The sequence below is a fragment of the Bordetella muralis genome, from assembly GCF_054781015.1.
Genome location: NZ_BAAGVF010000006.1, coordinates 416,621 through 438,808 on the forward strand (window position 1 = coordinate 416,621; position 22,188 = coordinate 438,808).

General features: G+C 59.5%; 21 protein-coding genes. 6 read left to right on the forward strand and 15 right to left on the reverse strand.

Going from position 1 to position 22,188, the window contains the following annotated elements:
• Positions 1–4 precede the first annotated feature (4 nt).
• From ACYVIT_RS12915 to ACYVIT_RS12935, 5 genes are all read right to left on the reverse strand, one after another.
• A complete protein-coding gene (locus ACYVIT_RS12915) occupies positions 5–703 on the reverse strand; it encodes an ABC transporter ATP-binding protein (RefSeq protein WP_415804949.1) in 699 nt (232 codons plus the stop codon).
• Positions 700–1,515, reverse strand: a complete 816-nt coding sequence (locus tag ACYVIT_RS12920; RefSeq protein ID WP_415804950.1) for an ABC transporter ATP-binding protein — start codon at positions 1,513–1,515, stop codon at positions 700–702. Before ACYVIT_RS12920 ends, ACYVIT_RS12915 begins: the two co-directional genes overlap by 4 nt.
• Positions 1,512–2,498, reverse strand: a complete 987-nt coding sequence (locus ACYVIT_RS12925; protein WP_415804951.1) for a branched-chain amino acid ABC transporter permease — start codon at positions 2,496–2,498, stop codon at positions 1,512–1,514. The genes ACYVIT_RS12920 and ACYVIT_RS12925 overlap by 4 nt, the downstream gene beginning before the upstream one ends.
• Positions 2,498–3,355 (reverse strand): branched-chain amino acid ABC transporter permease, encoded by an 858-nt coding sequence (locus ACYVIT_RS12930; RefSeq protein WP_415804952.1) that lies wholly within the window; start codon positions 3,353–3,355, stop codon positions 2,498–2,500. The genes ACYVIT_RS12925 and ACYVIT_RS12930 overlap by 1 nt, the downstream gene beginning before the upstream one ends.
• Before the next feature lie 84 nt (positions 3,356–3,439).
• The gene (locus ACYVIT_RS12935) at positions 3,440–4,642 is read right to left on the reverse strand and encodes an ABC transporter substrate-binding protein (RefSeq protein ID WP_415804953.1); all 1,203 of its coding nucleotides are present in this window, start codon (positions 4,640–4,642) and stop codon (positions 3,440–3,442) included.
• Positions 4,643–4,927: 285 nt separating this feature from the next.
• On the opposite strand from ACYVIT_RS12935, the gene ACYVIT_RS12940 reads away from it, so the two are divergent.
• Positions 4,928–5,770 carry a FadR/GntR family transcriptional regulator gene (locus ACYVIT_RS12940; protein ID WP_415804954.1) on the forward strand — a complete coding sequence of 281 codons (843 nt, stop codon included), beginning with the start codon at positions 4,928–4,930 and terminating at the stop codon, positions 5,768–5,770.
• A gap of 4 nt (positions 5,771–5,774) precedes the next feature.
• Here ACYVIT_RS12940 and ACYVIT_RS12945 read toward each other — a convergent pair whose 3' ends face one another.
• The 4 genes from ACYVIT_RS12945 to ACYVIT_RS12960 form a co-directional block, all read right to left on the reverse strand.
• Positions 5,775–6,080, reverse strand: coding sequence for an addiction module antidote protein (locus ACYVIT_RS12945; protein ID WP_415804955.1), 306 nt, complete (start codon positions 6,078–6,080; stop codon positions 5,775–5,777).
• Entirely contained in the window at positions 6,073–6,381 is a 309-nt protein-coding gene (locus ACYVIT_RS12950; RefSeq protein ID WP_415804956.1) for a type II toxin-antitoxin system RelE/ParE family toxin, read from the reverse strand. The genes ACYVIT_RS12945 and ACYVIT_RS12950 overlap by 8 nt, the downstream gene beginning before the upstream one ends.
• Before the next feature lie 98 nt (positions 6,382–6,479).
• Positions 6,480–6,902, reverse strand: a complete 423-nt coding sequence (cueR, locus tag ACYVIT_RS12955) for a Cu(I)-responsive transcriptional regulator (RefSeq protein ID WP_415804957.1) — start codon at positions 6,900–6,902, stop codon at positions 6,480–6,482.
• Between the two features lie 12 nt (positions 6,903–6,914).
• Positions 6,915–9,218, reverse strand: coding sequence for a heavy metal translocating P-type ATPase (locus ACYVIT_RS12960; RefSeq protein ID WP_415804958.1), 2,304 nt, complete (start codon positions 9,216–9,218; stop codon positions 6,915–6,917).
• A 191-nt stretch (positions 9,219–9,409) separates the two neighbouring features.
• On the opposite strand from ACYVIT_RS12960, the gene ACYVIT_RS12965 reads away from it, so the two are divergent.
• The 3 genes from ACYVIT_RS12965 to ACYVIT_RS12975 all read left to right on the forward strand — a co-directional run bounded on the left by ACYVIT_RS12965 (position 9,410) and on the right by ACYVIT_RS12975 (position 12,143).
• Positions 9,410–9,610, forward strand: a complete 201-nt coding sequence (locus ACYVIT_RS12965) for a heavy-metal-associated domain-containing protein (protein WP_415804959.1) — start codon at positions 9,410–9,412, stop codon at positions 9,608–9,610.
• A 230-nt stretch (positions 9,611–9,840) separates the two neighbouring features.
• A complete protein-coding gene (locus tag ACYVIT_RS12970) occupies positions 9,841–10,569 on the forward strand; it encodes a glutathione peroxidase (protein ID WP_415804960.1) in 729 nt (242 codons plus the stop codon).
• 152 nt (positions 10,570–10,721) lie between these two features.
• Entirely contained in the window at positions 10,722–12,143 is a 1,422-nt protein-coding gene (locus tag ACYVIT_RS12975) for a dihydrolipoyl dehydrogenase (protein WP_415804961.1), read from the forward strand.
• An 84-nt stretch (positions 12,144–12,227) separates the two neighbouring features.
• On the opposite strand, the gene ACYVIT_RS12980 is transcribed toward ACYVIT_RS12975, so the two are convergent.
• The 6 genes from ACYVIT_RS12980 to map form a co-directional block, all read right to left on the reverse strand.
• The gene (locus ACYVIT_RS12980; RefSeq protein ID WP_415804962.1) at positions 12,228–13,241 is read right to left on the reverse strand and encodes a tripartite tricarboxylate transporter substrate binding protein; all 1,014 of its coding nucleotides are present in this window, start codon (positions 13,239–13,241) and stop codon (positions 12,228–12,230) included.
• A gap of 116 nt (positions 13,242–13,357) precedes the next feature.
• On the reverse strand, positions 13,358–14,077 hold the full coding sequence (locus tag ACYVIT_RS12985) for a 3-oxoacid CoA-transferase subunit B (RefSeq protein ID WP_415804963.1): 720 nt from the start codon (positions 14,075–14,077) through the stop codon (positions 13,358–13,360).
• Positions 14,074–14,745 carry a 3-oxoacid CoA-transferase subunit A gene (locus tag ACYVIT_RS12990; RefSeq protein ID WP_415804964.1) on the reverse strand — a complete coding sequence of 224 codons (672 nt, stop codon included), beginning with the start codon at positions 14,743–14,745 and terminating at the stop codon, positions 14,074–14,076. Before ACYVIT_RS12990 ends, ACYVIT_RS12985 begins: the two co-directional genes overlap by 4 nt.
• Positions 14,746–14,748: 3 nt before the next feature.
• Positions 14,749–15,705 carry a Bug family tripartite tricarboxylate transporter substrate binding protein gene (locus ACYVIT_RS12995; RefSeq protein ID WP_415804965.1) on the reverse strand — a complete coding sequence of 319 codons (957 nt, stop codon included), beginning with the start codon at positions 15,703–15,705 and terminating at the stop codon, positions 14,749–14,751.
• Between the two features lie 710 nt (positions 15,706–16,415).
• Positions 16,416–19,025, reverse strand: a complete 2,610-nt coding sequence (locus ACYVIT_RS13000) for a [protein-PII] uridylyltransferase (protein ID WP_415804967.1) — start codon at positions 19,023–19,025, stop codon at positions 16,416–16,418.
• Between the two features lie 138 nt (positions 19,026–19,163).
• On the reverse strand, positions 19,164–19,985 hold the full coding sequence (gene map / locus ACYVIT_RS13005; protein ID WP_415804968.1) for a type I methionyl aminopeptidase: 822 nt from the start codon (positions 19,983–19,985) through the stop codon (positions 19,164–19,166).
• Between the two features lie 385 nt (positions 19,986–20,370).
• On the opposite strand from map, the gene rpsB reads away from it, so the two are divergent.
• Together rpsB and tsf are read left to right on the forward strand one after the other, a co-directional pair.
• Positions 20,371–21,120 (forward strand): 30S ribosomal protein S2, encoded by a 750-nt coding sequence (gene rpsB, locus ACYVIT_RS13010; RefSeq protein WP_415804969.1) that lies wholly within the window; start codon positions 20,371–20,373, stop codon positions 21,118–21,120.
• Between the two features lie 163 nt (positions 21,121–21,283).
• Positions 21,284–22,162: a translation elongation factor Ts gene (gene tsf, locus ACYVIT_RS13015; RefSeq protein ID WP_415804971.1), complete on the forward strand. Its 879-nt coding sequence runs from the start codon at positions 21,284–21,286 to the stop codon at positions 22,160–22,162.
• Positions 22,163–22,188: the final 26 nt, after the last annotated feature.

A 22,188-nucleotide genomic window follows, 5' to 3' on the forward strand; every position in this document is an offset into this window, starting at 1 on the left:
TGCGTTATACACCCACGCCCAAATAACGGTCTTTGACGTCATCATTGGCTAAAAAGGCCGCGTTCGTGCCTTCGTAGACAATGGCGCCTTGTTCGATGATGAAATGGTGATCTGCGAGTTGTGTGCAGACTTCCAGATTTTGTTCGACCAGCAAGATTGTGACACCGGCCTGTTTGATCAGCTTGATCTGCGCCACGATTTCTTCCACGATGACTGGCGCCAGGCCCTCTACGGGCTCGTCCAACATTAGCACGCGCGGATGGTTCATCAAGGCTCGGCCTATGGCCAGCATCTGTTGCTCGCCCCCTGACAGCTGTCCGCCGCCATTACGGCGCCGTTCCTTCAGGCGCGGAAAGATCTTGTAGACATCGTCCAGTTGCCAGGGCGATTGGCGGCGAGCGCCGAGTTTCAGATTTTCCTCGACCGTCAGCAGCTTGAAAATGCCGCGATGTTCCGGCACCAGGCACACGCCCATCGCGGCGATTCTGTGTGCGGGCAGCCCCGTGATGTCGCGGGAATGCAGCCGAATGCTGCCCGCCCGGGGCGCGATCACCCCCGCGATTGATTTGAGTGTGGTGGACTTGCCAGCGCCGTTGCGGCCCAACAGCGTGACGACAGAACCCTCGGGTACGGTCAGCGACACGCCTTGCAGGATATGGCTCTTGCCGTAATAACTGTGGATGGCGTCGATCTGCAGGCTCATGCGCGGCCTCCGGTAATCATGTTGCCCAGATACGCGGCACGCACGCGCTCGTCGTTGCGGATAACGTCGGGCCGGCCTTCGACCAGGACCCGGCCTTGCTGCATGACCGTGATCGTGTCCGAGATATCCATCACGATGTTCATGTTGTGTTCGATCAGCACTACGGTGTGATCGTCGCGCAGGCCACGGATCAGGTGCTTCATTTCATCCAGATCGTCGACACCCATGCCGGAGGTAGGTTCGTCCAGGAAAATGGCGCGCGGTCTGGCCGCCAGCGCCATGCCGACCTCCAGCCGCCGTTGCTGGCCGTGTGACAAGGCCCCCGCAGTCACGCCGGCCAGGCGCGTCAACCCCATACGTTGCATCGACGTGTCGACGATATCGGCATGCGCGCGAGCGCCCGATGGCGGATGCCAGCAATCGAAAGCTCCCGACCGGTGTACCCCTTGAGCCGCCAGACGCAGGTTTTCGCGCACGGACAGGTTCGTGAACAGGCTGGTGACCTGGAACGAGCGCGCAATGCCGCGCTGCACGCGTTGGTGGTCTGCTTCGCGCGTGACGTCGTGGCCGTCGAACACGATGCTGCCTTCGCTGGCCATCAGCGTGCCGGTCAGTGTGTGGAATAGGGTGGTCTTGCCAGCGCCATTAGGACCGATCACGGAATGCACGGTGCGCGGATAGATCTGCAGATCGACGCCATGCAACGCGACAAACTTGCCGAACCGCTTGATGATGCCGCGAGCTTGTAATAGGGGCTGCGCCGTGGGCGAGGAAGGCGCCGTCGTGGCTGCAATGCCGTCATGCGTTGTCATGCGCGTTCCTCCTTGGTGGTGTCACCCGTGGCGGGAGTTCGCCGTGTCGCCAGCCACAGGCGTTCGCCCAGGCCCCACAGGCCTTTCTGCATAAACAGGCTGACAGCAATCAACAGGAAGCCCAACAACATCAACCAACGCGGCCATAGTGTGGATAGCCAGTCTGCGAACAAAACATAAAACGCCGCGCCCAGCACCGACGCAAATAGATTGCCGGTGCCACCGATCACAGTCATGACCAGAATCATTTCACTGGTGTGGTATTCGATACTGGACAGCGGCGCGATGCCGGTCATCATGGCCAGGAACGCGCCCGCCAGCGCGGTGACAGCGCCAGAGATGGCAAAGGCCGCCAGTTTGAACATCTTTACGTTGTAGCCTACCGCGGCGGCGCGCGCCTCGTTATCGCGTATGGCCAATAAGGTACGTCCGAATACGGAATTCGTGATGCGCAGCAATAGCCAGAACACGATCAGGAAGCACACCGCCACAAAGGTATAGAACTGCCAGGGCGATGCGAGCGACATCAGCTCTGAGCCTGCCACCGACAACGGAGGACGAGGCACATCGAGCAAGCCGTTGTCGCCGCCGGTCAGGTCGGGCAAGCTATAGGCCAGAAAATAAAACATCTGCGCAAAGGCCAACGTCAGCATGACGAAGTACGTGCCGCGTTGGCGGATGGCGAACCAGCCGACAAAGGCTGCGGCGAGGGCGCCCACCACGACGGCGGCTACCAAGGCCAATGGCATCGGCAATGCGAACCGTGTCAGCAGAATCCCGACCGTATAGCTGCCCAGCCCGAAAAAAATGCCCTGGCCGAACGATAGCAAGCCGGTAAAACCCAATAGCAGGTTGCAGCCCAGTACCGCGAGCGCGTAGATTAATACCTCGGTCGCCAGCGATCCGGACTGCATGCACAGCGGCAGTATCAATGCAACCAGCAGCGCCAGCACCAGTTGCATATGGGATTTCAATCGTGTCATCAGCCTCTCCCCAGCAGACCGTGCGGACGCAGCAGCAATACGGCGCCCATGGCGACGTAGATCATCAAGCGGGCGCCCTCGGGCCACAGCGTGCTCATGACACTCTGCACGATGCCTATCAGCAGGCCGCCCACCAGCGCGCCGGAAAAGCTGCCCATGCCACCTACCACCACAATGACGAATGCGATGCCCAATGCCTCGATGCCCATGAACGGCTCGACGCCACGGATGGGCGCGGCCAGCACGCCCGCCAGTGCCGCGGTGGCCGCGCCTAGCGCGAATACCAGACTGAAGACACGGAATACATTGATTCCCAGCAGCGACACCATCTCGGTCGACTCGCTGCCTGCCCGCACTGCGCTGCCCAATCGCGTGCCCTCAAGCACGTACCACAACAGCAAGGCGAACACGGCAGTAAAGCCGATCACGAACAAACGATATTTGGGATAGATAAAGCTGCCCCACATCACGACGCCTTGCAGGGAGGCAGGAGCGGCGACGTTATCGCCCAGCGGTCCCCAGATCACGATGACGGCTTCCTGCAGGACTAGCGCCAGGCCGACTGTGATCAAGATGTGAAACTCATGCGGCTGCGCGTACACGTGCCGCAGCACGACTTTTTCAACCACCCAGGCGCAGGCGCCCACAATCAGCGGCACGATGGCCAGGGCGATCCAGAAATTCAGGCCCCATTGAATGGCCTGAAAACAGAAATAGGCGCCCAGCAGGTAAAACGCGCCATGCGCAAAGTTGACGAAGCGCAAGAGACCGAAAATGATGGACAAGCCGACCGCCAGCAGGAAGTACAGCATGCCCACGCCGATTCCATTGACCACCTGAAGCAAGTAAACGTTCATGCAGAGTGTGCGTAGAGAAGAGAGGATGTCCGAAGACGGAAACCGCGACGTGCCTGATATCAAGCGCGTCGCGGCGTGCGGACATTACATCTTGCAGCCGGTCTCGGCAACGGGCAGGAACGATTGTCCGGAATGGACAATGGTCGCGTAATCGTCCTTGTCCTTCATGTCGGATTTTTTCTTGCCCTTCAGCAGGTAGTAATTTTTCAGTACCTGGTGATCTTCCTTGCGGATCTCTTCGGTGCCGGTCAGGCCTTCGTAGCGCATGCCTTCCATTTGTGCAATGACTTTCGCGGGATCATCGCTGTTGGCCTTGATCATGGCGTCCACCATGATGCGCGTGCAGATATAGGAGCCTGCCAGGCTGTAGTTGGGATTCATCTTCAGCTTGGACTGCGTCAGTTGAACCAGTTCCTTATTTAACGGCGAATCGATGCCGTGCCAGTATTGCGCGCCAAAATATACGTCTTCGCATAGATCCGCACCCAGGCTTTCGAATTGCTCCAGACCCGATGCCCAGGCAATCAGGATGGTGCAGTTCTGCTTCATGCCAAAGCTGACTGCCTGGCGCAGCGTGTCGGACGATTGTGAGCCAAAGTTCAGAATCAGCAGAATGTCCGGCTGCGCGGCCATGGCGTTGGTCAAATAGCCGCTGAACTCCTTTTCGGTCAACGAGTGGTAGCTGTTGCCGACGTGTTCGATGCCTTTTTCCTTGAGGATCGCTTTGGCGGCGTTCAACAGTCCTTCGCCGAACACGTACTGCGGCGTGATGGTGTAGACGCGCTTGGCGCCTGGCTTTTCTGCCAGCAGCGGGCGCAGGGTCTGTTCGATCGCGCCAAAGGTGGGCACCGACCAGCGGAATGTCGCGCGGTTGCAGTCCTTGCCGGTGATCTCATCTGCGCCCGCGGTGGTGATGAATACGGCATTTGCCTTTTCTGCTTCTTTGCCCATGGCCAATGCTTCGGACGACAGGATGCCGCCGGCCCAGAATTTGGCGCCTTTCTGCTGGGCGATTTCCTGTACCTTGCGCACCGCCGTGGCCGGTTTGCCTTCGGTGTCCAGCACGGTATAGGCCAAGGGGCGATCCAGCGCCTTGCCATATTGTTCCAAGGCCAGCTTCATGCCCAAGTCCGCGAATTTACCGTTTGCGGCGAATGCCCCGGACATAGGGACCGGGCAGGCGAATTGAATTGCACCAGCGGATTGCGCCAGCGCGGAACGAGCGGCCCACAATGAGCCCGGCACTGCGCCCAACGCAGCCATCTTCAAGAGGTTACGGCGATTCAAGATTTTTCTCCCTGGCCGCGGCGCGCACGGGCGGCGGCATATAGACGTTATATGCGCGGCTCGCGCGCATTCCTGTACGGCTGACTCTGACTCGAAGTGGAGTTGGTGTTTCCACTGATGCTGCGCCTGCGCTCCTATTTATCATGATAAATAGGATTAATATCATAATCGTGCACGGCAGCAATCGGTGTCAAGAATCCGGGTATCAGGTTTAACCCTGGGTCAGGCCGATGCACCGAAAGCAGTGAGGATGACAATGACGCGACCCATGCGCAAAGGATCGTTATGGACTTTGACAGTCAGGACATGCAGCCCACGGCAGCGATGGGCCAACCCAAACGCAGCGATCTGGTGGCCGAAGAAATCAAGCGGCTGATTACCGCCAAGAACCTGTTGCCGGGCGACAAGCTGCCGCGCGAAAGCGAATTGCAGAGTATGTTCGCCGTGAGCAAAAGCACGATCCGCGAAGCACTGAAGTCCCTGGAAGTGCAGGGCTTGGTGAAGGTCAGCACTGGGCCTGGCGGAGGCGGGATGGTGGTCGAGGTCCCGCTGGATCGTACGTTCCAGTTGATGCAGAACTACCTGTTTTTCAAGGAAGTCCGCATCGAGGATATCTACCAGGTGCGCAAGCTGCTGGAGCCGGAGCTGGCCGCCAGCGCCGTCGCCCATTTGACCGATGCGCACTTTGCCGCGCTGGAGCACAACATCCAATGCTGCGATCCCATGGCCGAACATGTCGAGGACCCGTTGGCGCAGCGCCAGGAAGAAATGAACTTCCACGACATTTTTGCCGCGGCCTGCCCGAATTCGTTTTTGCGCTTCAGCTGCGAGATGATCAACCAGATGATCCGGCAACTGACCGTATTCGATAACGAGATGCCTCTGCAGGAACAGGCGAAATTCGGTATGTCGAACACGAAATTCCACAAGCAGATCCTGCAAGCTGCGCGCGAGCGCGATGCAGACCGCGTACGAGCCTTGATGAGCGATCACATGCATGACTGCATGCGTTCAGTGACACGCATGCACGGCAAACTGAAAGGCCGCTTGATTCTGGATTCGGAAATGTCCCGCCGCACGATGGCGCGCAATGCGCGCCGGGCAGGGCGACAGAAGGCTGGAGGGTAGATTGTCACGCATGCGCGGAATGATGTGGGTGATCTGTGGTCGCGCTGAAATGGACGCCCAGCGCGCTCATCACCTTGCGTAGCGTGAGATAGCTTGGGTTGGCGCCCGGGGCTAAGGCTTTATAAAGGCTGGTACGGCCGAGCCCTGTCTTTTTTGCAATCTCTGTGATACCTCGAGCACGCGCGGCAACGGAAAGCGCGCTGAGAAAAACATCTGGATTTTCATCTTTCGCCGCCTCGGCGAGAAACATGGCGATAGCCTCATCATTCTCCAGGTATTCTGCTGCGTCGAATTCTCGTAGTTCAACCATTTTTATTGCTCCGCTGAATGTCAGCCCAAAGCTTCTTTGCTCGTGCGATGTCCTTTGGCTGTGTGTTCTTGTTGCCACCGAGCAATAAGAGGTACACGACGTCACCCTGCCTCGCGAAATAGATCCGGTATCCAGAGCCTACATGGACGCGCATTTCGCTCAAACCATTGCCGATTGATTCGACGTCCCCGAAATTGCCGTTCTGCGCCCGGTGCACCCTCGCGACGATGTGGGTCTTAGCGACTACGTCTCGTATTGAGGACAGCCATATATCAAACTCTTTGGTGCGTAGAAACTTCAATATCTGCGATTGTATCCTTTGGGATACACATATTCAACTGACAGAAGTTGAATCTTAGAGAGCGGCTGGCGGTCGCACAATTCGCCTACAGGACCAATTTATCGCACTTCACTTCTACCCTCATGCGTTACTGAAACGCCGCCCAACTCCTCGATGATCGGACATTCCGGTCGATTGTTCCCCTTGCAGTGCTCGGCCAGATGCCGCAGCGTATCGGCCATTTGCTGCAGTTCTGCGGCCTTGCGTTCCAGGCCTTCGACGTGACTTAACGCAACGCGCTTCACATCCGCGCTGGCGCGGTCACGGTCTCGCCACAGGGCCAGCAGCTCGTGCATCTGCTCCACGGAAAATCCCAGATCCCGCGCACGGCGCACGAAGCGCAAGGTGTGCAGTTCCTTGTCTCCGTAGACGCGATATCCGGCGTCCGTGCGTGTAGCCGAGTCGATCAGGCCGATACTTTCGTAGTAGCGAATCATCTTGGCAGAGATCCCCGAAGCGGCGGCAGCTTGTCCAATATTCATGGCTTCAATCTCCTAAACAGCGGCAGGCCGTGCGCTGGCGCGAAAACGGCGCAGGCGCAGCGCGTTACCCAATACAAACACGCTGGACATGGCCATTGCGGCAGCGGCAAACATCGGCGAAAGCGCTATGCCATACGCGGGATACAGCGCGCCCGCCGCTACCGGTATCAAGGCTACGTTGTAGGCGAATGCCCAGAACAGGTTCTGCCGGATATTGGCCATCGTGGCGCGGCTCAAAGCGATAGCATCGGGAACGGCATTCAGATCTCCCGCCATGAGGACCACCGATGCGGCTTCGATGGCAACATCGGTGCCGGTGCCGATAGCAATGCCGATGTCCGAGGCCGCCAATGCCGGAGCGTCGTTGATCCCATCGCCGACAAACGCCAGGCGTCGTCCGTTCTTGCGCAGGTCTTCAATCGCGGCGACTTTGCCGTCCGGCAGGACTTCGGCGCGTACTTCGTCGATACCCAGCTGGCGGGCAACGCCACGGGCAGTATGCATGTTGTCGCCGGTAATCATCGCGGTCTGGATGCCCAGGCGATGCAGCGTGGCGATGGCTTGCGCAGCGGAAGGCTTGACCGGATCGCTGACCGCGACCATGGCAGCCATTTGCCCGTCTACGGCTACGTAGATGGGGGTTTTGCCTGCCTCGCCCCAGGCGGCAATGGGGTCTTGCATAGCGGCATGATCCACATCGAGCTTTGCTGTGATGTCTACGCCATGCTCGGACATCAAACGGCTATTGCCGGCGATGATATTGCGACCTTCGGTGGTGGCTTGTACGCCGGCACCGGTGAAGGCCTGGAAATCGTCGGCTTTTGGCAGACTCAGGCCGCGTTCTTCGGCGGCCGCGACGATGGCCAAGGCAATGGGGTGTTCGGACCGAGTCTGTACGGCAGCGAGCCAGCGCAGCACCTCTGTCTCGTCGAATCCATTCATCACATGGATATCAGTGAGCGCGGGCTTGCCTTCGGTCAAGGTGCCGGTCTTGTCGAACGCGATCACGTCCACGTCGCGCAGTGCCTGCAAGGCATCGCCCTGGCGAAACAGGATACCCATATCCGCCGCTCGGCCGGTGCCCACCATGATCGAGGTCGGCGTGGCCAACCCCATGGCGCAGGGGCAGGCGATGATGAGCACCGCGACCGCATTTACCAACGCAAAGGGCAGGGCAGGCGCCGGCCCCCACATCAGCCACGCGGCAAAGGTGAGCAGCGCAGCGGTCATCACGGCTGGCACAAACCAGGCGGTGACCTGATCGACGAGCGCCTGAATGGGCAGACGCGCGCCTTGGGCGGCCTCCACCATACCGATGATGCGTGCCAACATCGTGTCCGCACCGGTGTGCGTGACGCGCAGTGTGAAACTGCCTGAGGTGTTCAGGGTGCCGCCGGTCGCGGACATGCCTACGTTTTTTTCGACAGGAACCGGCTCGCCCGTCAACATCGACTCATCGACAAAGGAGCGGCCTTCGATAATCTCACCGTCGATGGGAATTTTTTCTCCCGGACGGACAACGACATGTTCGCCGCGCAAGACCTGTTCAATGGGAACGTCCTGCAACTTTCCCTCGCGGAGCACGCGCGCGGTGCGCGGCTGCAGGCCGATCAGACGCTTGATGGCGGCGCCGGTGCGGCCTTTGGCGCGAGCTTCCAGCATACGTCCCAATAGAATCAATGTGACGATAACGGCGGCCGCCTCGAAATAGACGTGCAGCGCGTTGCTGGGTAGCCAGTCCGGCAAAAAGGTCGCGACAGTGGAGTAGCCCCACGCTGCGCCTGCACCGACAGCAACCAGAGAGTTCATCTCTGGCGCGCGCCGCCATAAAGCGGTGAGGCCTTTGGTAAAAAACACGCGGCCAGGCCAGGCCAGCACGAGCGTGGTCAGGACGAACTGCAATAGCCAGCTATTTTCCCGGCCCAGGGTGTCGAGAATCCAGTGATGAAAGGCCGGCACAATGTGCGAGCCCATTTCCAATATGAACACCGGCAAGGTCAGGATCACCGCTACCGTAAAGGCACGGCGCAGCGCACGAGCCTCGTCGGCTCGGGCCTGGGCCTGGCGATCTTCGTGTCCGTCGTTGGCGGTGATAGGCTGGGCCTCATAGCCCATGCGAACGACGGCAGCAATCAGGGCCTCGGCATTCGCGGCAGCAGGGTCATAATTCACCTGCGCGCGTTCGGTGGCCAGGTTGACGCTGGCCTGATTCACGCCGGGTACGGCCGATAGTGCCTTTTCAACACGCTTGACGCACGAGGCGCAGGTCATGCCCGTAATGGCAAGCTCTGTCTGGGTGAGAGAGGAGGCGTTCACGATGAACTCCGTCAAAGTTGAGAGCGAATGGTGATAGTCTCAACCTTGACATAATGGGAAGGTCAAGCTTGATTGTACGCTTGACTTTGACATCATGGGAAGGTTTAAGCTGGTTGCAATCGGCCGTGTGCCACGCGAAACACATCTCGTGCCACGCGGACTTGATATTGACTACCTAAAAAGGAGCATTTATGTCTTTCCAATTCAACGTTCCCGATATGACCTGCGGCCATTGCGTGAGTACGATTACCAAGGCTGTGAAAGACGCGGTGCCCGGCGCCACCGTGACCACGGACCTGGGCGCGCATCGCGTCACGGTCGACGGAACTACCGACGTCGACGAAGTACGGCAGGCGATTGTGGACGCCGGCTATGAGGCGCAATTGGCCTGAGGCGGCTGTGGGAACAGGCCGTGCTGCAAAACGATGCGCAGGCGGCCTCGACCCGTTGGTGGTGCGACGGTTCACTTTACTGTTTAATTAACACTTTCTTTTTATTCTTAGTAGGCGATTAAGTTTGACTATCAATTAATTAAAATAATTAAATTAGATAAATTAATAGCTATTGTTTATTATTTCCACATGGTCGCTGAAGACCTCTCAACACATCTGGAGATAAACGAATGCTGCAAAACCGCGAAGGCCAACGAGTCCCTAACGTCGCTTTCCCTGTCCGCGAGGGCAATGACTGGAAACAAGTGACGACTGACGATATTTTCAAGAACAAGACCGTTGTCGTCTTCTCCCTGCCCGGAGCTTTTACGCCGACTTGCTCGTCGACCCACTTGCCGCGTTACAACGAACTGGCATCGGCTTTCTTTGCCGAGGGCGTCGACAGCATTGTCTGCGTGTCGGTCAATGACACGTTCGTGATGAACGAATGGGCCAAGGATCAAGAGTCCGCCAACATCACCCTGCTGCCCGACGGTAACGGTGATTTCACCGAAGGCATGGGCATGCTGGTCGACAAGCGCGACCTGGGCTTTGGCAAGCGCAGCTGGCGCTACTCCATGCTGGTGAAAGACGGCGTGGTTGAAAAAATGTTCATCGAGCCGGAAAAAGAAGGCGACCCGTTTGAGGTCTCCGATGCGGACACGATGCTCGCCTACTTCGCCCCGAAAGCCAAGAAGCCCGATCAAGTCGTCGTGTTCTCCAAACCGGGCTGCCCGTTCTGCGTAGAGGCCAAGGCCCTGTTGGATGAGAAAGGCTACAACGCCATCGAAATCCCCTTGGAAAACAAGGTGCGCGGCCGTGTGATCGGCGCAGTGTCGGGTAAAGGAACTGCTCCGCAGATCTTTATCAATGGCAAGCTGATCGGTGGCTTGGAAGACCTGAAGGCACATTTCGCCTGATGGCAGGGCGGCGCTCGGAGATTGCGCAGCGCCACCTTGAACAGCTTCTCATAAATAACGCTCGCGCCAGTCATTAAGGCGGCTGCGCGGGCGTTTGTTTTGGGCGCGTTCGCCTTGCTCAGGGCGCAGCGCAAGATTCAGTAGGAAAAATGATGAAGACTCTGCATACCGATGTTGCGGTGATTGGCGCGGGCACCGCGGGGCTCGCGGCGTACCGTGCGGCGCGTGCGGCTGGCAAGCGCGCACTCTTGATCGAGGGCGGTCCCTATGGAACGACATGCGCGCGTGTCGGATGCATGCCTTCCAAACTGTTGATCGCCGCCGCCGAGGCCGCTCATCAGGCCGCGCACACGGCGCCGTTTGGCGTGCATGTGGATGGCCCGATCCGCGTTGATGGGCGCGAAGTCATGGCGCGCGTCCGCCGTGAGCGCGATCGCTTTGTCGGATTCGTGCTCGAGGGCGTTGAAAACATTCCTGCCGAGGACAAGATCCCTGGGTATGCGAAGTTCGTTTCAGACACGGTATTGCGCGTCGACGATCAAATCGAAATTCAGGCGGCTAGCGTGGTGATTGCGACAGGGTCGCGTCCCGTGGTGCCCCCGCCATTCCAAGGGTTGGGCGATCGTCTCGTGGTGAACGATGACGTGTTCGACTGGGACGACTTGCCCAGCAGTGTGGCGGTCTTTGGTCCTGGCGTCATTGGATTGGAACTGGGGCAAGCCCTGGCGCGTCTGGGTGTTCGCGTACGTGTGTTTGGTGTGAGCGGCAGTCTGGGCGGTCTGAGTGATCCCGCCGTGCGCCAGCGGGCGCGCCGCACGTTCCAGGACGAGTTCTATCTGGATCCGGATGCGCGTGTCCTGTCGACAACGCGCGTCGGCGATCAGGTGGAAGTGCGCTACATTGCGCTGGATAACACTGAACGCACCGAGACATTCGATTATGCGTTGGTGGCAACCGGCCGTCGCCCGAATGTGGATCAGCTGGATCTGCAAAACACCAGCCTCGTGCGTGATGCGCGCGGCGTGCCGGAATTTGATCGGCATACGCTGCAGTCTGGCAACTCGCAGATCTTTATCGCTGGAGACGCGAATGCAGACGTGCCGTTGTTGCACGAGGCTGCTGACGAAGGGCGCATTGCCGGCCAAAACGCCGCGCGGTATCCCGAGATGCAGCCTGGTTTGCGACGGGCGCAGTTAGGCGTGGTTTTTTCGGATCCGCAGATCGCATTGGTGGGTACGCCATACAGCCGCTTACCGCAGGGTGGATACGTCACAGGCGAAGTGGATTTTGGTGACCAAGGCCGTTCGCGCGTCATGCTGAAGAACAAAGGCATGTTGCACGTCTATGCCGAGATCGGTACCGGCCGTTTCCTGGGCGCGGAGATGATCGGCCCGTCGGCTGAGCACATTGGCCATCTGCTGGCATGGGCCGTGCAGCAAGATCTGACGATCGCCCAGATGCTCGACATGCCGTTCTATCATCCGGTCGTGGAAGAAGGCTTGCGTACGGCACTGCGCGATGCGGCGGCGCAACTGGCACGCGCCGATGCCACGCCGTTGCGTGCAGCGGCGTAGCCGCACCAGTCCTGTCCCGGCGTACGCGGGGCGAGGCGGGGAGAGCCCGCCCTGGTGTGCGGCGCTAGCCAGGGCAGGACTTTCCTATTGCAGTTTCACCTGAGCATCCGTGATCACCTGATGCCACGTATCGAGTTCGGCATCGATGTGCTTACCGAACTCCGCGGGAGTCGATCCCACGACTTCGTAGCCATAGCCGGCCAGTTGCTGCTGCAATGCAGGTTGTTTTACCGCGTTGGCGATGCCTGTGCTGAGCTTGTCGACGACGTCTTTTGGCACCCCTGTGGGCGCAATAATGCCGTACCAGCCATTGACGACAAAATCCGGCGTGCCGGACTCTTGCACCGTGGGTACCTGGGGCAGCACTGCTGCGCGTGCGTTGCCTGTCACCGCCAATGCCTTGAGTTTGCCGGCTTTCACCTGGGGTAGTGATGTCGAGATGCTGTCGAACATCAGTCCCACTTCATTGCCGATCAGGGCGACCACGGCAGGACCGCTGCCTTTGTATGGCACATGCAGCAGGTCGATGCCGGCCTTGCGCTTGAACAACTCGACCGCCAGGTGACTGGTGTTGCCATTGCCGGCCGACGCAAATGAGATTTTGCCGGGATGGGCCTTGGCGTATGCAATCATTTCCGGCAATGTGTTGTAGGGTGCCGGCGTGGGCGCGACGACTAACAGTGGCAGATTCGCCACCCACGATACGGGCGAAAAATCCTTGCGCGTGTCGTACGGCAATGATGGGTACAGGCTGGGATTGATCGCATGCGCGGCCAACACCATCAGCACGGTATAGCCATCCGGGGCCGAGCGCGCGAGCTGAGCCGTCGCAATCGAGCCACCCGCACCGGGTTTGTATTCAATGACAATGGGCTGCCCCAATTCTTTCTGCAGCACTGCGCCCAGTGGGCGTGCCAACATGTCCGCGCTGCCGCCGGGCGGGTAGGGAATCAGCAGGGTAATCGGCTTGTTGGGATAGTCCGATGCTGCGTGGGCGACTTCGGTTGCCATCAGGCAACTCAGCGCGCTCGCCAAACTCAATGCGGCTGCGCCAACCAGGCGTGTCCAACGTCGATTCCATGTCGCTAAGGTTGTCATGACGTCTCCTGCTTTCTGGTGGGTGATGAGGCGATGCGTCGTCGGATTCGCTTTTATTGCAGTCGGCGATATCCTCTATCCACTCGCGTTCGAGCAACGTCGATTCCCGGCGTCAATCACGCTCGATATTGCACGCGATCATCGGTTACGCGTTCGATAATGCGCGGCGGGATCGGCGTGTGCAGCGTGGCTTGCGTGACGGATTGCAGTGTGGCGATGCTGATCCCATCCAGAATGGCGTAGAGCACCATTCCTTGCGTGCTAATGTCAACTACGGCCATGTCGGTGTAGACACGGTCCACCACCTTTAAACCCGTCAGGGGATAGCTGCATCGTTCCAATAGCTTCGGCATCCCTTCGCGTGTGCAGTGATCCATGGTGATGTAGACCTTGCGCGCGCCTACTGCCAGATCCATTGCGCCGCCTACGGCGGGAATGGCGTCCTTTGCATCGGTAATCCAATTGGCCAGGTCCCCGTTGGCCGCGACTTGAAAACCGCCCAACACGGTGTAGTCCAGATGGCCGCCGCGCATCATGGCAAACGATACGGTGTGTTCGGAGATGGATGCACCTGGCAACAGCGAGATGGTCTCGCGGCTGGCGTTGATCAGATCGGGATCGGCTTGTTCACCCTCGACAACGGCGCCCATGCCCAAAATGCCATTCTCACTATGCAGCACGATTTCTCGATCCGGCGGGAGGTAGTTCGACACTAGTGTAGGCATGCCGATGCCCAGATTGACGATGGATCCGTCAGGGATATCGCTGGCCACGAGTTGAGCGATGTGATGGCGAGACAGACGTTGTTCGCGTGGGGGCAATAGCGCTTGACTCATTGGGGATCCTTGGCGAGTACCACGGTCTTTACAAAAATGCCTGGCGTCATGACGTGCTCTGGCGCGATCGCGCCTAGCTCTACGATCTGGTCGACCTGGGCGATAGTGTGCCGTGCGGCCGAACTCATGACGGGGTTGAAGTTGCGCGCCGCAAACCGATAAGTCAGATTGCCCCAACGATCACCCAAATGGCCGCGCACCAATGCAAAGTCAGCGCGCAACGGTTGCTCCAGCACATAGCCGATGTCATCGATGACGCAGGTCTGCTTGCCTTCGGCCAACGGCGTGCCATAGCCGGTAGGGGTAAAAAACGGCCCTAGTCCGGCACCGCCTGCGCGAATGCGTTCGGCCAGCGTGCCTTGCGGGACGACCTCCAGTGCCACCTGGCCTGCGCGGTAGGCGGCGGCAAAGACCTCGGAATTAGGCGGGCGGGGGTGCGAACAAATCACTTTGCTCACTTGTCTGGCCTGGATGAGCGCCGCGATGCCGCGATCGAATGTGCCGCTGTTGTTGCTGATGATTGTCAAATCCCGCGAGCCGTGTTGCAGCAGGGCTTGCATCAATTGCATCGGAACACCGGCTTCGCCGAATCCGCCGATCATGATGCTGGCGCCGTCTGTGATGGGCGAGACGGCGTCCCGCAGGGAAGGGCATATTTTGTTGATCACCGGCTACTCCTGCTTCAAGCCTGCTTTTTGCACAATGTCTTTCCATTGCGTCCGTTCGCGCTCTACGAACGCCGCATAATCTTTGGGCGTATCACCGCCGGGTTCGCCACCCAATGCGCGAAAACGTTCGGCGATGGGGCCGTCGTGGATGATTTTGCTAGTGGCTTGCTGCATCTGGTTCACGATGTTCATGTCGGTACCAGCAGGGGCGAACAGACCGAACCACGCGGTGACAACCATGTCTTTCACGCCGGCTTCTTCCATGGTGGGCACATCGGGCAGCACGGGCGACCTTTTTGCGCTCGTGACCGCCAATGCGCGAAATTTTCCATCTTGTATTGCGCCTAGCGAGCTGGGAAGGTTGTCGATCATGAAGGTGAATTGGGACCCGAGCAGTGCGGCGACGGCGGGACCGGCGCCTTTGTATGGAACGTGGGTTGCCTCGATGCCTGTGCGCTGTTTGAACATCTCGGCAGACATATGTGGTGATTGGCCCGTGCCGGACGATCCCACGGTGACTGGTTCCTTTTTCGCGGCTGCAATCAATTCCGCTACGGTTTTGTAGGGAGATTTGGCGTTCACGACCAGGATGTTGGGCACCATGATGACCTGCGTCACGGGCGTGAAATCGGTAGGTTTGTAGGGCAGCTCTTTGTACAGGGAATAATTGATGGCATTTGGGCCGATATTGCCCATGAGAAACGTATAGCCGTCATTCTTGGCGCGGGCGACCAGCTGTGCGCCAATGATGCCGCCGGCACCGGCGCGGTTTTCTATGACGACTTGCTGCTTCAAGGCAGTGCTGAGTTTTTCGCCTACTAGGCGAGCCACGATGTCGGTGGTGCCGCCTGGGGCGGCCGGGACGATGATGGTGATAGGATGGTCGGGCCAGGCCGCGTTTGCCTGAGCCGCGCCAGCCAGCGCGCACACCATCGCAAGACGCCGTACGTTCTTGATCATGAATGTCTCCACGGTCGCCGGATGTTTTTGTGTTCCGGCGTTATTGGTATCTCGGTCGCAATGTGTGCGGCACGGATAGAGTGTTACCGGTGGAGCTTGCGGTGACTATTTGCTTTTGCTGAAGTTAGGGTTCGGCGGAGCAAAGTGCTTTGATTCGACTGTTGTTGTTGCTATTGCTATTGCTATTGTCGTTAGTGCCATTGCTGCTGCGGGATTGTCGTTCTTTAGGCGTCCCAGCCGGTCGCCTGAAAGCCGCACCGGGCCTATCGCCGCGACTCGGCCCGTGACCAGGGGCCTCGGCCTCGCTGCGCGAGGCTAAATCGCGGCTCTACGGCCCGGTGCGGCTTTCAGGCGACCGGCTGGGACTCACAACGAGGAAATGCCGCGGATGCTGTCTGGCATGCGCCAGGATTTTTAATAGTCGAATTGTTGAGCCACGGCTCTAGCACTCGATGAACGTCATCTGGAGATTGTTTTGCCAGCCGTCGTTAATCTCTAATGCAGCTGGTGGTCGGGGTGCGAAGGCGATGCTGGCCTTTTGAGCGACGGGCAGTCCCCGAAGGGGACCTCGGCGCCTGGTGTTGCGCCGAGCCGTTGCGATTAGGCCAGCATCGCCTTCGCACCCCGGCCGCCAGCGTCAAAAGAACCAACCACGGCACAAAAGAACCAACAACCGCTCAATAAAACCCAGAACAACCCATCATAAAAATCTAAGCCGCCCGCTTTTGCTCTTCATCCCCCGCCAGCGCATCCAACACAGCCCGCTCAAACTGCATCTGACTGCGAGGCTTCTCCAGCGTCGATCCCGTGAGAATGAATACGTCTTCGACACGATCGCCCAACGTCATGATCTTGGCCATGCTGACCTCGACCTTGTGTTTAGAGAACACCCGCGTCAACGCGTGCAGCAAGCCCGGACGATCCGTTGCCGTCACAGACAAACGCCATGATTGGCTGCGTTCATCAGGCTGCAATTCAGCCTGAGGCAGGACAGGAAAAGCCTTTGAGATACGGGATTGGCGACGTTGCGGCGCCACCTGATAGGTGGCCGGAGCGCTCGTGCCATCCTGCAGCTGACGCAAGCGCTGCGTCAGTTCGTGTTCAACCAGCGTCGCCTGCGCACGTAGATCCGACGTGCCTTCCGGCGGCAGCACGATGAAACTGTCCAATGCCCAGCCGTGCCGTGTTGTATGAATGCGGGCATCCTGAATGCTCAGTGCCTTGGCGTCAAAGTATCCGCAGATTGCCACCACCAATTCTGCGACGTCTCGCGTGTACACCATGATCTGCAGGCCTTCGCCGTGTTCGGTGGGGCGGGCGCGTACGACTGGTGCATCGGGTGCGACCTGGTAATACAAATGGCGCGTGTGCCATGCGATGTCCGACGCGTCGTGGCGCAGGAAATACGCCACGTCCAACTGGTTCCAGAACGCCTCGCGGGCATCGTCTCGCAGGCCCGCCAAACGGGTCAAGCGTGCGGCTTCTTCTTTGCGTTCGGTCAACACGGTGTGCGTGTCGGCAGGCGATCCCCCCAGCGCCGCCAAGGTCAGGCGATAGAGGTCTTCCAGGAGCTTGCCTTTCCAGGCATTCCAGACCTTGGGGCTGGTGCCGCGGATATCGGCCACTGTCAGCAAATACAGCGCAGTCAGATGCCGTTCGTCACGCACGGTGGCGGCAAAATCGGCGATCACGGCGGGGTCAGAGAGATCGCGTTTCTGTGCCACGGCAGACATCAGCAGGTGCTGGCGCACGAGAAACTCGACGAGTTCTGCATCCTCGGGATCCAGGCCGTGATCGTGCGCAAAACGCCGTACTTCGCGTGCGCCCAATTCCGAGTGGTCGCCGCCGCGGCCTTTGGCGATGTCGTGAAACAGCGCTGCGACATACAGCAGCCAATGGCGTTCGAGGTTGGCGATCAACTGGCTGGCCAATGGATATTCCTGCGCGTGCTCGGGCATGGTAAAGCGCCGAACATTGCGCACGACCGCGAGGGTGTGCTGGTCAACGGTATAGACGTGGAACAAATCGTGCTGCATTTGCCCGACGATGCGCCGAAATACCGGCAGGTAACGCGGCAGAATGTTCAGCATCGTCATACGCCGCAGTTCGTGCACAATGCCGCGCGGTTGCTGCAGAATCTGCAAGAACAGTTTGCGGTTGACCGGATTGCGCCGGAACTGCGCATCGATGCGGTGACGCGAGTGCCAGATGGCACGCAGGGTGCGCGGCGACATGCCGGTCAGTTCGGTGTGCTGCTGCATCAGCAGGAATGCGCGCAGCAACAGCGTCGGTTTGCGTTCGAATCCATCGTCGCGAACGATATCGAGGCGATTGCGTACGTTGCGGAAATCTTCGTCGATGTCGCGTGCGTCGGTGTCGGGACGAGGGTAGAGGCGCTCCTCAATGCTGGGCACGAGGATCGCGTTTAACTGCGTCACCAGACGTGCAGCCCAGTAGTACCGCTGCATCAATATTTCGCTGCTGCGGCGGGTGGCCGTGGCCTGTATCCCATAGATCTCTGCCAAACCCGGTTGCAGGTCAAACAGCAGGCGGTCTTCGCGTCGCCCAGTCAGCAGGTGCAATTCAATCCGCAGGCGTTTGAAAGCCTGCTCGGCACGGCGCAGGTCGCGTGCCTCGGAGGGCGTCAATAGTCCCGCTTGTGCGACTTCTTTCCAGGTGCCACCAAAGCCGGCCGCGCGCGCCATCCACAGGATCACTTGCAGATCGCGCAGCCCGCCCGGAGATTCCTTGCAATTGGGCTCCAGCGCATACGGCGTGTCTTGATAGCGTGCATGACGCTGCTGCATTTCGACGCGTTTGGCCTGGAAAAAGGCCGGTGCGTCCATTTGCTGCTGGATAGTGGACTCGAACTGCTTCATGAGCGAGCGGCTGCCAGCCAGCCAACGCGATTCAAGCAGCGCGGTTTGGACGGTGATGTCGGCATCGGCTTCGCGGACGCAGTCTTCCAGGGTGCGTACGCTGTGCCCTGGCTCGAGCCCCAGATCCCAGAGCGCGGCAACCAGTGTCTGAATGGCCTCGGCGTCGGTAGGCGAGGGCGCATGTGGCAACAGGATCAGCAGGTCGACGTCGGAATGCGGATAGAGTTCGCCACGGCCATAACCGCCCACGGCCGCCAACGTGGCGCCAGCAGGCAGAGGATGCAGCTTGAGCAAGTCGCGCAGCGCCTGATCGACAAGGCGTCGCAGATCGGTCAGGAGGGTATCGGGCCGTCGATGTTGGCGAAACTGCGCAATCGCAGCGCGACGGGCAGCCTGGAGGCGCTCGCGCAGATCGGATAGCCTGGTGGGGATGGCGTTCATGGCAGGACCTGCCCTGTAGGTGTACAAAATAAAACGCGATGTCGCTCAGACAGTCGACCGGCCGGTGCATGGCTGGCACCCGATACAGGGCTGGTGAGCAGGGCGCACGAGGCGCCCTTGATCATGCCACGCCTGCGATCAGGCAGCCGGCAATATGAGCCGGTCGGCGATGAAGTCGGGCGGTTGGCGCACGCCAGCCGACAACGTCAAGACTTCGTAGCCCGTGTCCGTGACCAGCACGGCATGTTCCCATTGTGCCGACAGGCTGTGATCGCGGGTGACGACTGTCCAGCCATCGGACAACTGGCGAATCTCGCGGCGGCCGGCGTTGATCATCGGTTCGATCGTGAAAATCATCCCGGTCACCAGCGGCACGCCCGTACCGGGCTTGCCATAGTGCAGGACCTGGGGGTCTTCGTGAAAGCGGCGGCCGACACCGTGGCCGCAGTATTCGCGCACCACGGAATAGCCGTTGGATTCGGCATGTTTTTGAATGGCATGGCCGATATCGCCCAGCGTGGCGCCATTACGCACCTGCTGGATGCCTTTCCACATGCACTCGAAGGTCACCTCGGCCAGGCGGCGGGACTGGATGCTGGGCTCGCCGACGTGGTACATGCGGCTGGTATCGCCGAACCAGCCATCCTTGATGATGGTGACGTCGATATTGAGCGAATCGCCGTTTTTCAGGACCTTGTCGCCCGGGATGCCGTGGCAGATCTGGTGGTTGACCGAGGTACAGATCGCGCCGGGAAAAGGCGGATATCCCGGAGGCGCGTAGCCCACCGTCGCCGATTTCACCTTGAGCTCGTCAGTCAGGTATTCCAGGCACAAACGGTCCAGTTCACCCGTGGTGACACCTGGTTTGACGTGAGGGGTAATGAAATCGAGGATTTTGGCGGCGTCCCGGCAAGCGGCGCGCATTTTGTCCAGATCGGCGGGGTTGGTAACGAGTCCCATGTATGGTGAAGTGTCTTTGGCTTGAGTAAGTGGATAGAAAGATAGTAGAATTATAGGCTTGCCTGAAAACCGGGGGCAATGCTTGGGTTACCGCCCGCTGATCGCTGCTATCTATATAGCGCTCGTGATCGCGAGGGGCCGAGGTGTTGCCGGTGGCCGGGTCTACTTTGAGATGCATTGTAGGCCCTATGCTGCTACGGTCGTCTGGGTTTGTTCTCCATAGCGGGGGTTTTGCTGTGGTGATCGGCCGGCCGGGTTCAGGGCTAGACCATTTCGATGGCCAGGTGGCCATCGAAAAATCGCGCGTTATGCCACCCAGGGTGCCAGCCGTGTCATGCACGGGCCGGTACAGGCGTAACGCAAGAACCAACCCTCGGAGAACATTATGTCCCTCATGCGCGAAATGCTGGAAGCCGGTGTCCACTTTGGTCACCAGACCCGTTACTGGAACCCCAAGATGGCCCCGTACATCTTCGGTCACCGTAACAAGATTCACATCATCAACCTCGAAAAGACCGTCGAGAAATACCAAGACGCCACCAAGTTCGTGAAACAACTGGCTGCCCGTGGCGGCAACATCCTGTTCGTCGGCACCAAGCGCGCCGCTCGCGAACTGGTCGCTACCGAAGCCGCCCGTTGCGGCATGCCCTTCGTTGACGCTCGCTGGTTGGGCGGCATGCTGACCAACTTCAAGACGGTCAAGACCTCGGTCAAACGCCTGAAGGACATGGAAACCGTCGTCGCCGAAGGCGGCGCCGAGCGCATGATCAAGAAAGAAGGCCTGCTGTTCCAACGCGAACTGGACAAGCTGAACAAGTCCATCGGCGGCATCAAGGACATGAACGGTCTGCCCGACGCGCTGTTCGTGATCGACGTTGGCTACCACAAGATCGCCATCGCCGAAGCCCGCACGCTGGGTATCCCCGTGGTGGCCGTGGTTGATACCAACCACTCGCCCGACGGCGTGGATTACATCATCCCCGGCAACGACGACTCGGCCAAGGCCATCGCGCTGTACGCCAAGGGCATCGCTGACGCCGTGCTCGAGGGCCGCGAACAGAACCTGAACGGCATCGTCGAAGAAGCCGGCGAAGGCTCGGAAGAGTTCGTCGAAGTGCAGGACAACCAGGCCTAAGGCCTGATCCGATGGTGGTTTGTGACAGCCAGGTCTGTTACAACCGCCGTCGGACGTCTCGAGACGGGCTCCCGTCTCATGCCCGCCGAAAGCGGGCGTCTTGTCGAATCAAACCATATGCCCCGGTGTGACCGGGGCATGTCTAAGCGAAATTGGAGCAATCATGGCTGAAATTACCGCCGCCCTCGTCAAGGAACTGCGTGAGAAAACCGACGCGCCCATGATGGAGTGCAAGAAGGCCCTGACCGAAGCCGAAGGCGATCTGGCCCGTGCCGAAGAAATCCTGCGCGTCAAGCTGGGCAACAAGGCCAGCAAGGCTGCCGCCCGCGTGACGGCCGAAGGCCTGATCGGCCTGTTCATCTCGGCTGATGCCAAGCAAGGCGCAGTCATCGAAGTCAACTGCGAGACCGACTTCGTTGCCAAGAACGACGACTTCGTCGCTTTTGTGAACAAGCTGGCCGAGCTGGTCACCACGCAAAACCCCGCCGATGTGGCCGCCTTGTCGGCGCTGCCCCTGGGCGAAGGCACCGTTGACACCACCCGTACCGCTCTGGTCGGCAAGATCGGTGAAAACATCTCCGTACGCCGCTTCCAGCGCATCGAAACCCCCAACGCGCTGGCCAGCTACGTGCACGGCGGCCGGATCGGCGTGCTGGTTGAATACACGGGCACCGAAGAAATCGGCAAAGACCTGGCCATGCACATCGCTGCGACCAAGCCCAAGGCCCTGAACGCCGAAGGCGTAGCCGCCGCTGACATCGCCGCCGAGCGTTCGGTTGCCGAACAAAAGGCTGCCGAGTCCGGCAAGCCTGCCGAAATCGTCGCCAAGATGGTCGAGGGTTCGGTGCAGAAGTTCCTGAAAGAAGTTACGCTGCTGTCGCAGCCCTTCGTCAAGAACGACAAGCAATCGGTTGAACAGATGCTCAAGGAAAAGAGCGCCTCGATCAGCCAATTCGTGTTGTTCGTCGTAGGCGAGGGCATCGAGAAAAAGACCAGCGACTTCGCCGCTGAAGTCGCCGCCGCCGCCGCTGGCCGCGCCTAAGTAGTCGTAGTACCCAGGGCCGGCTA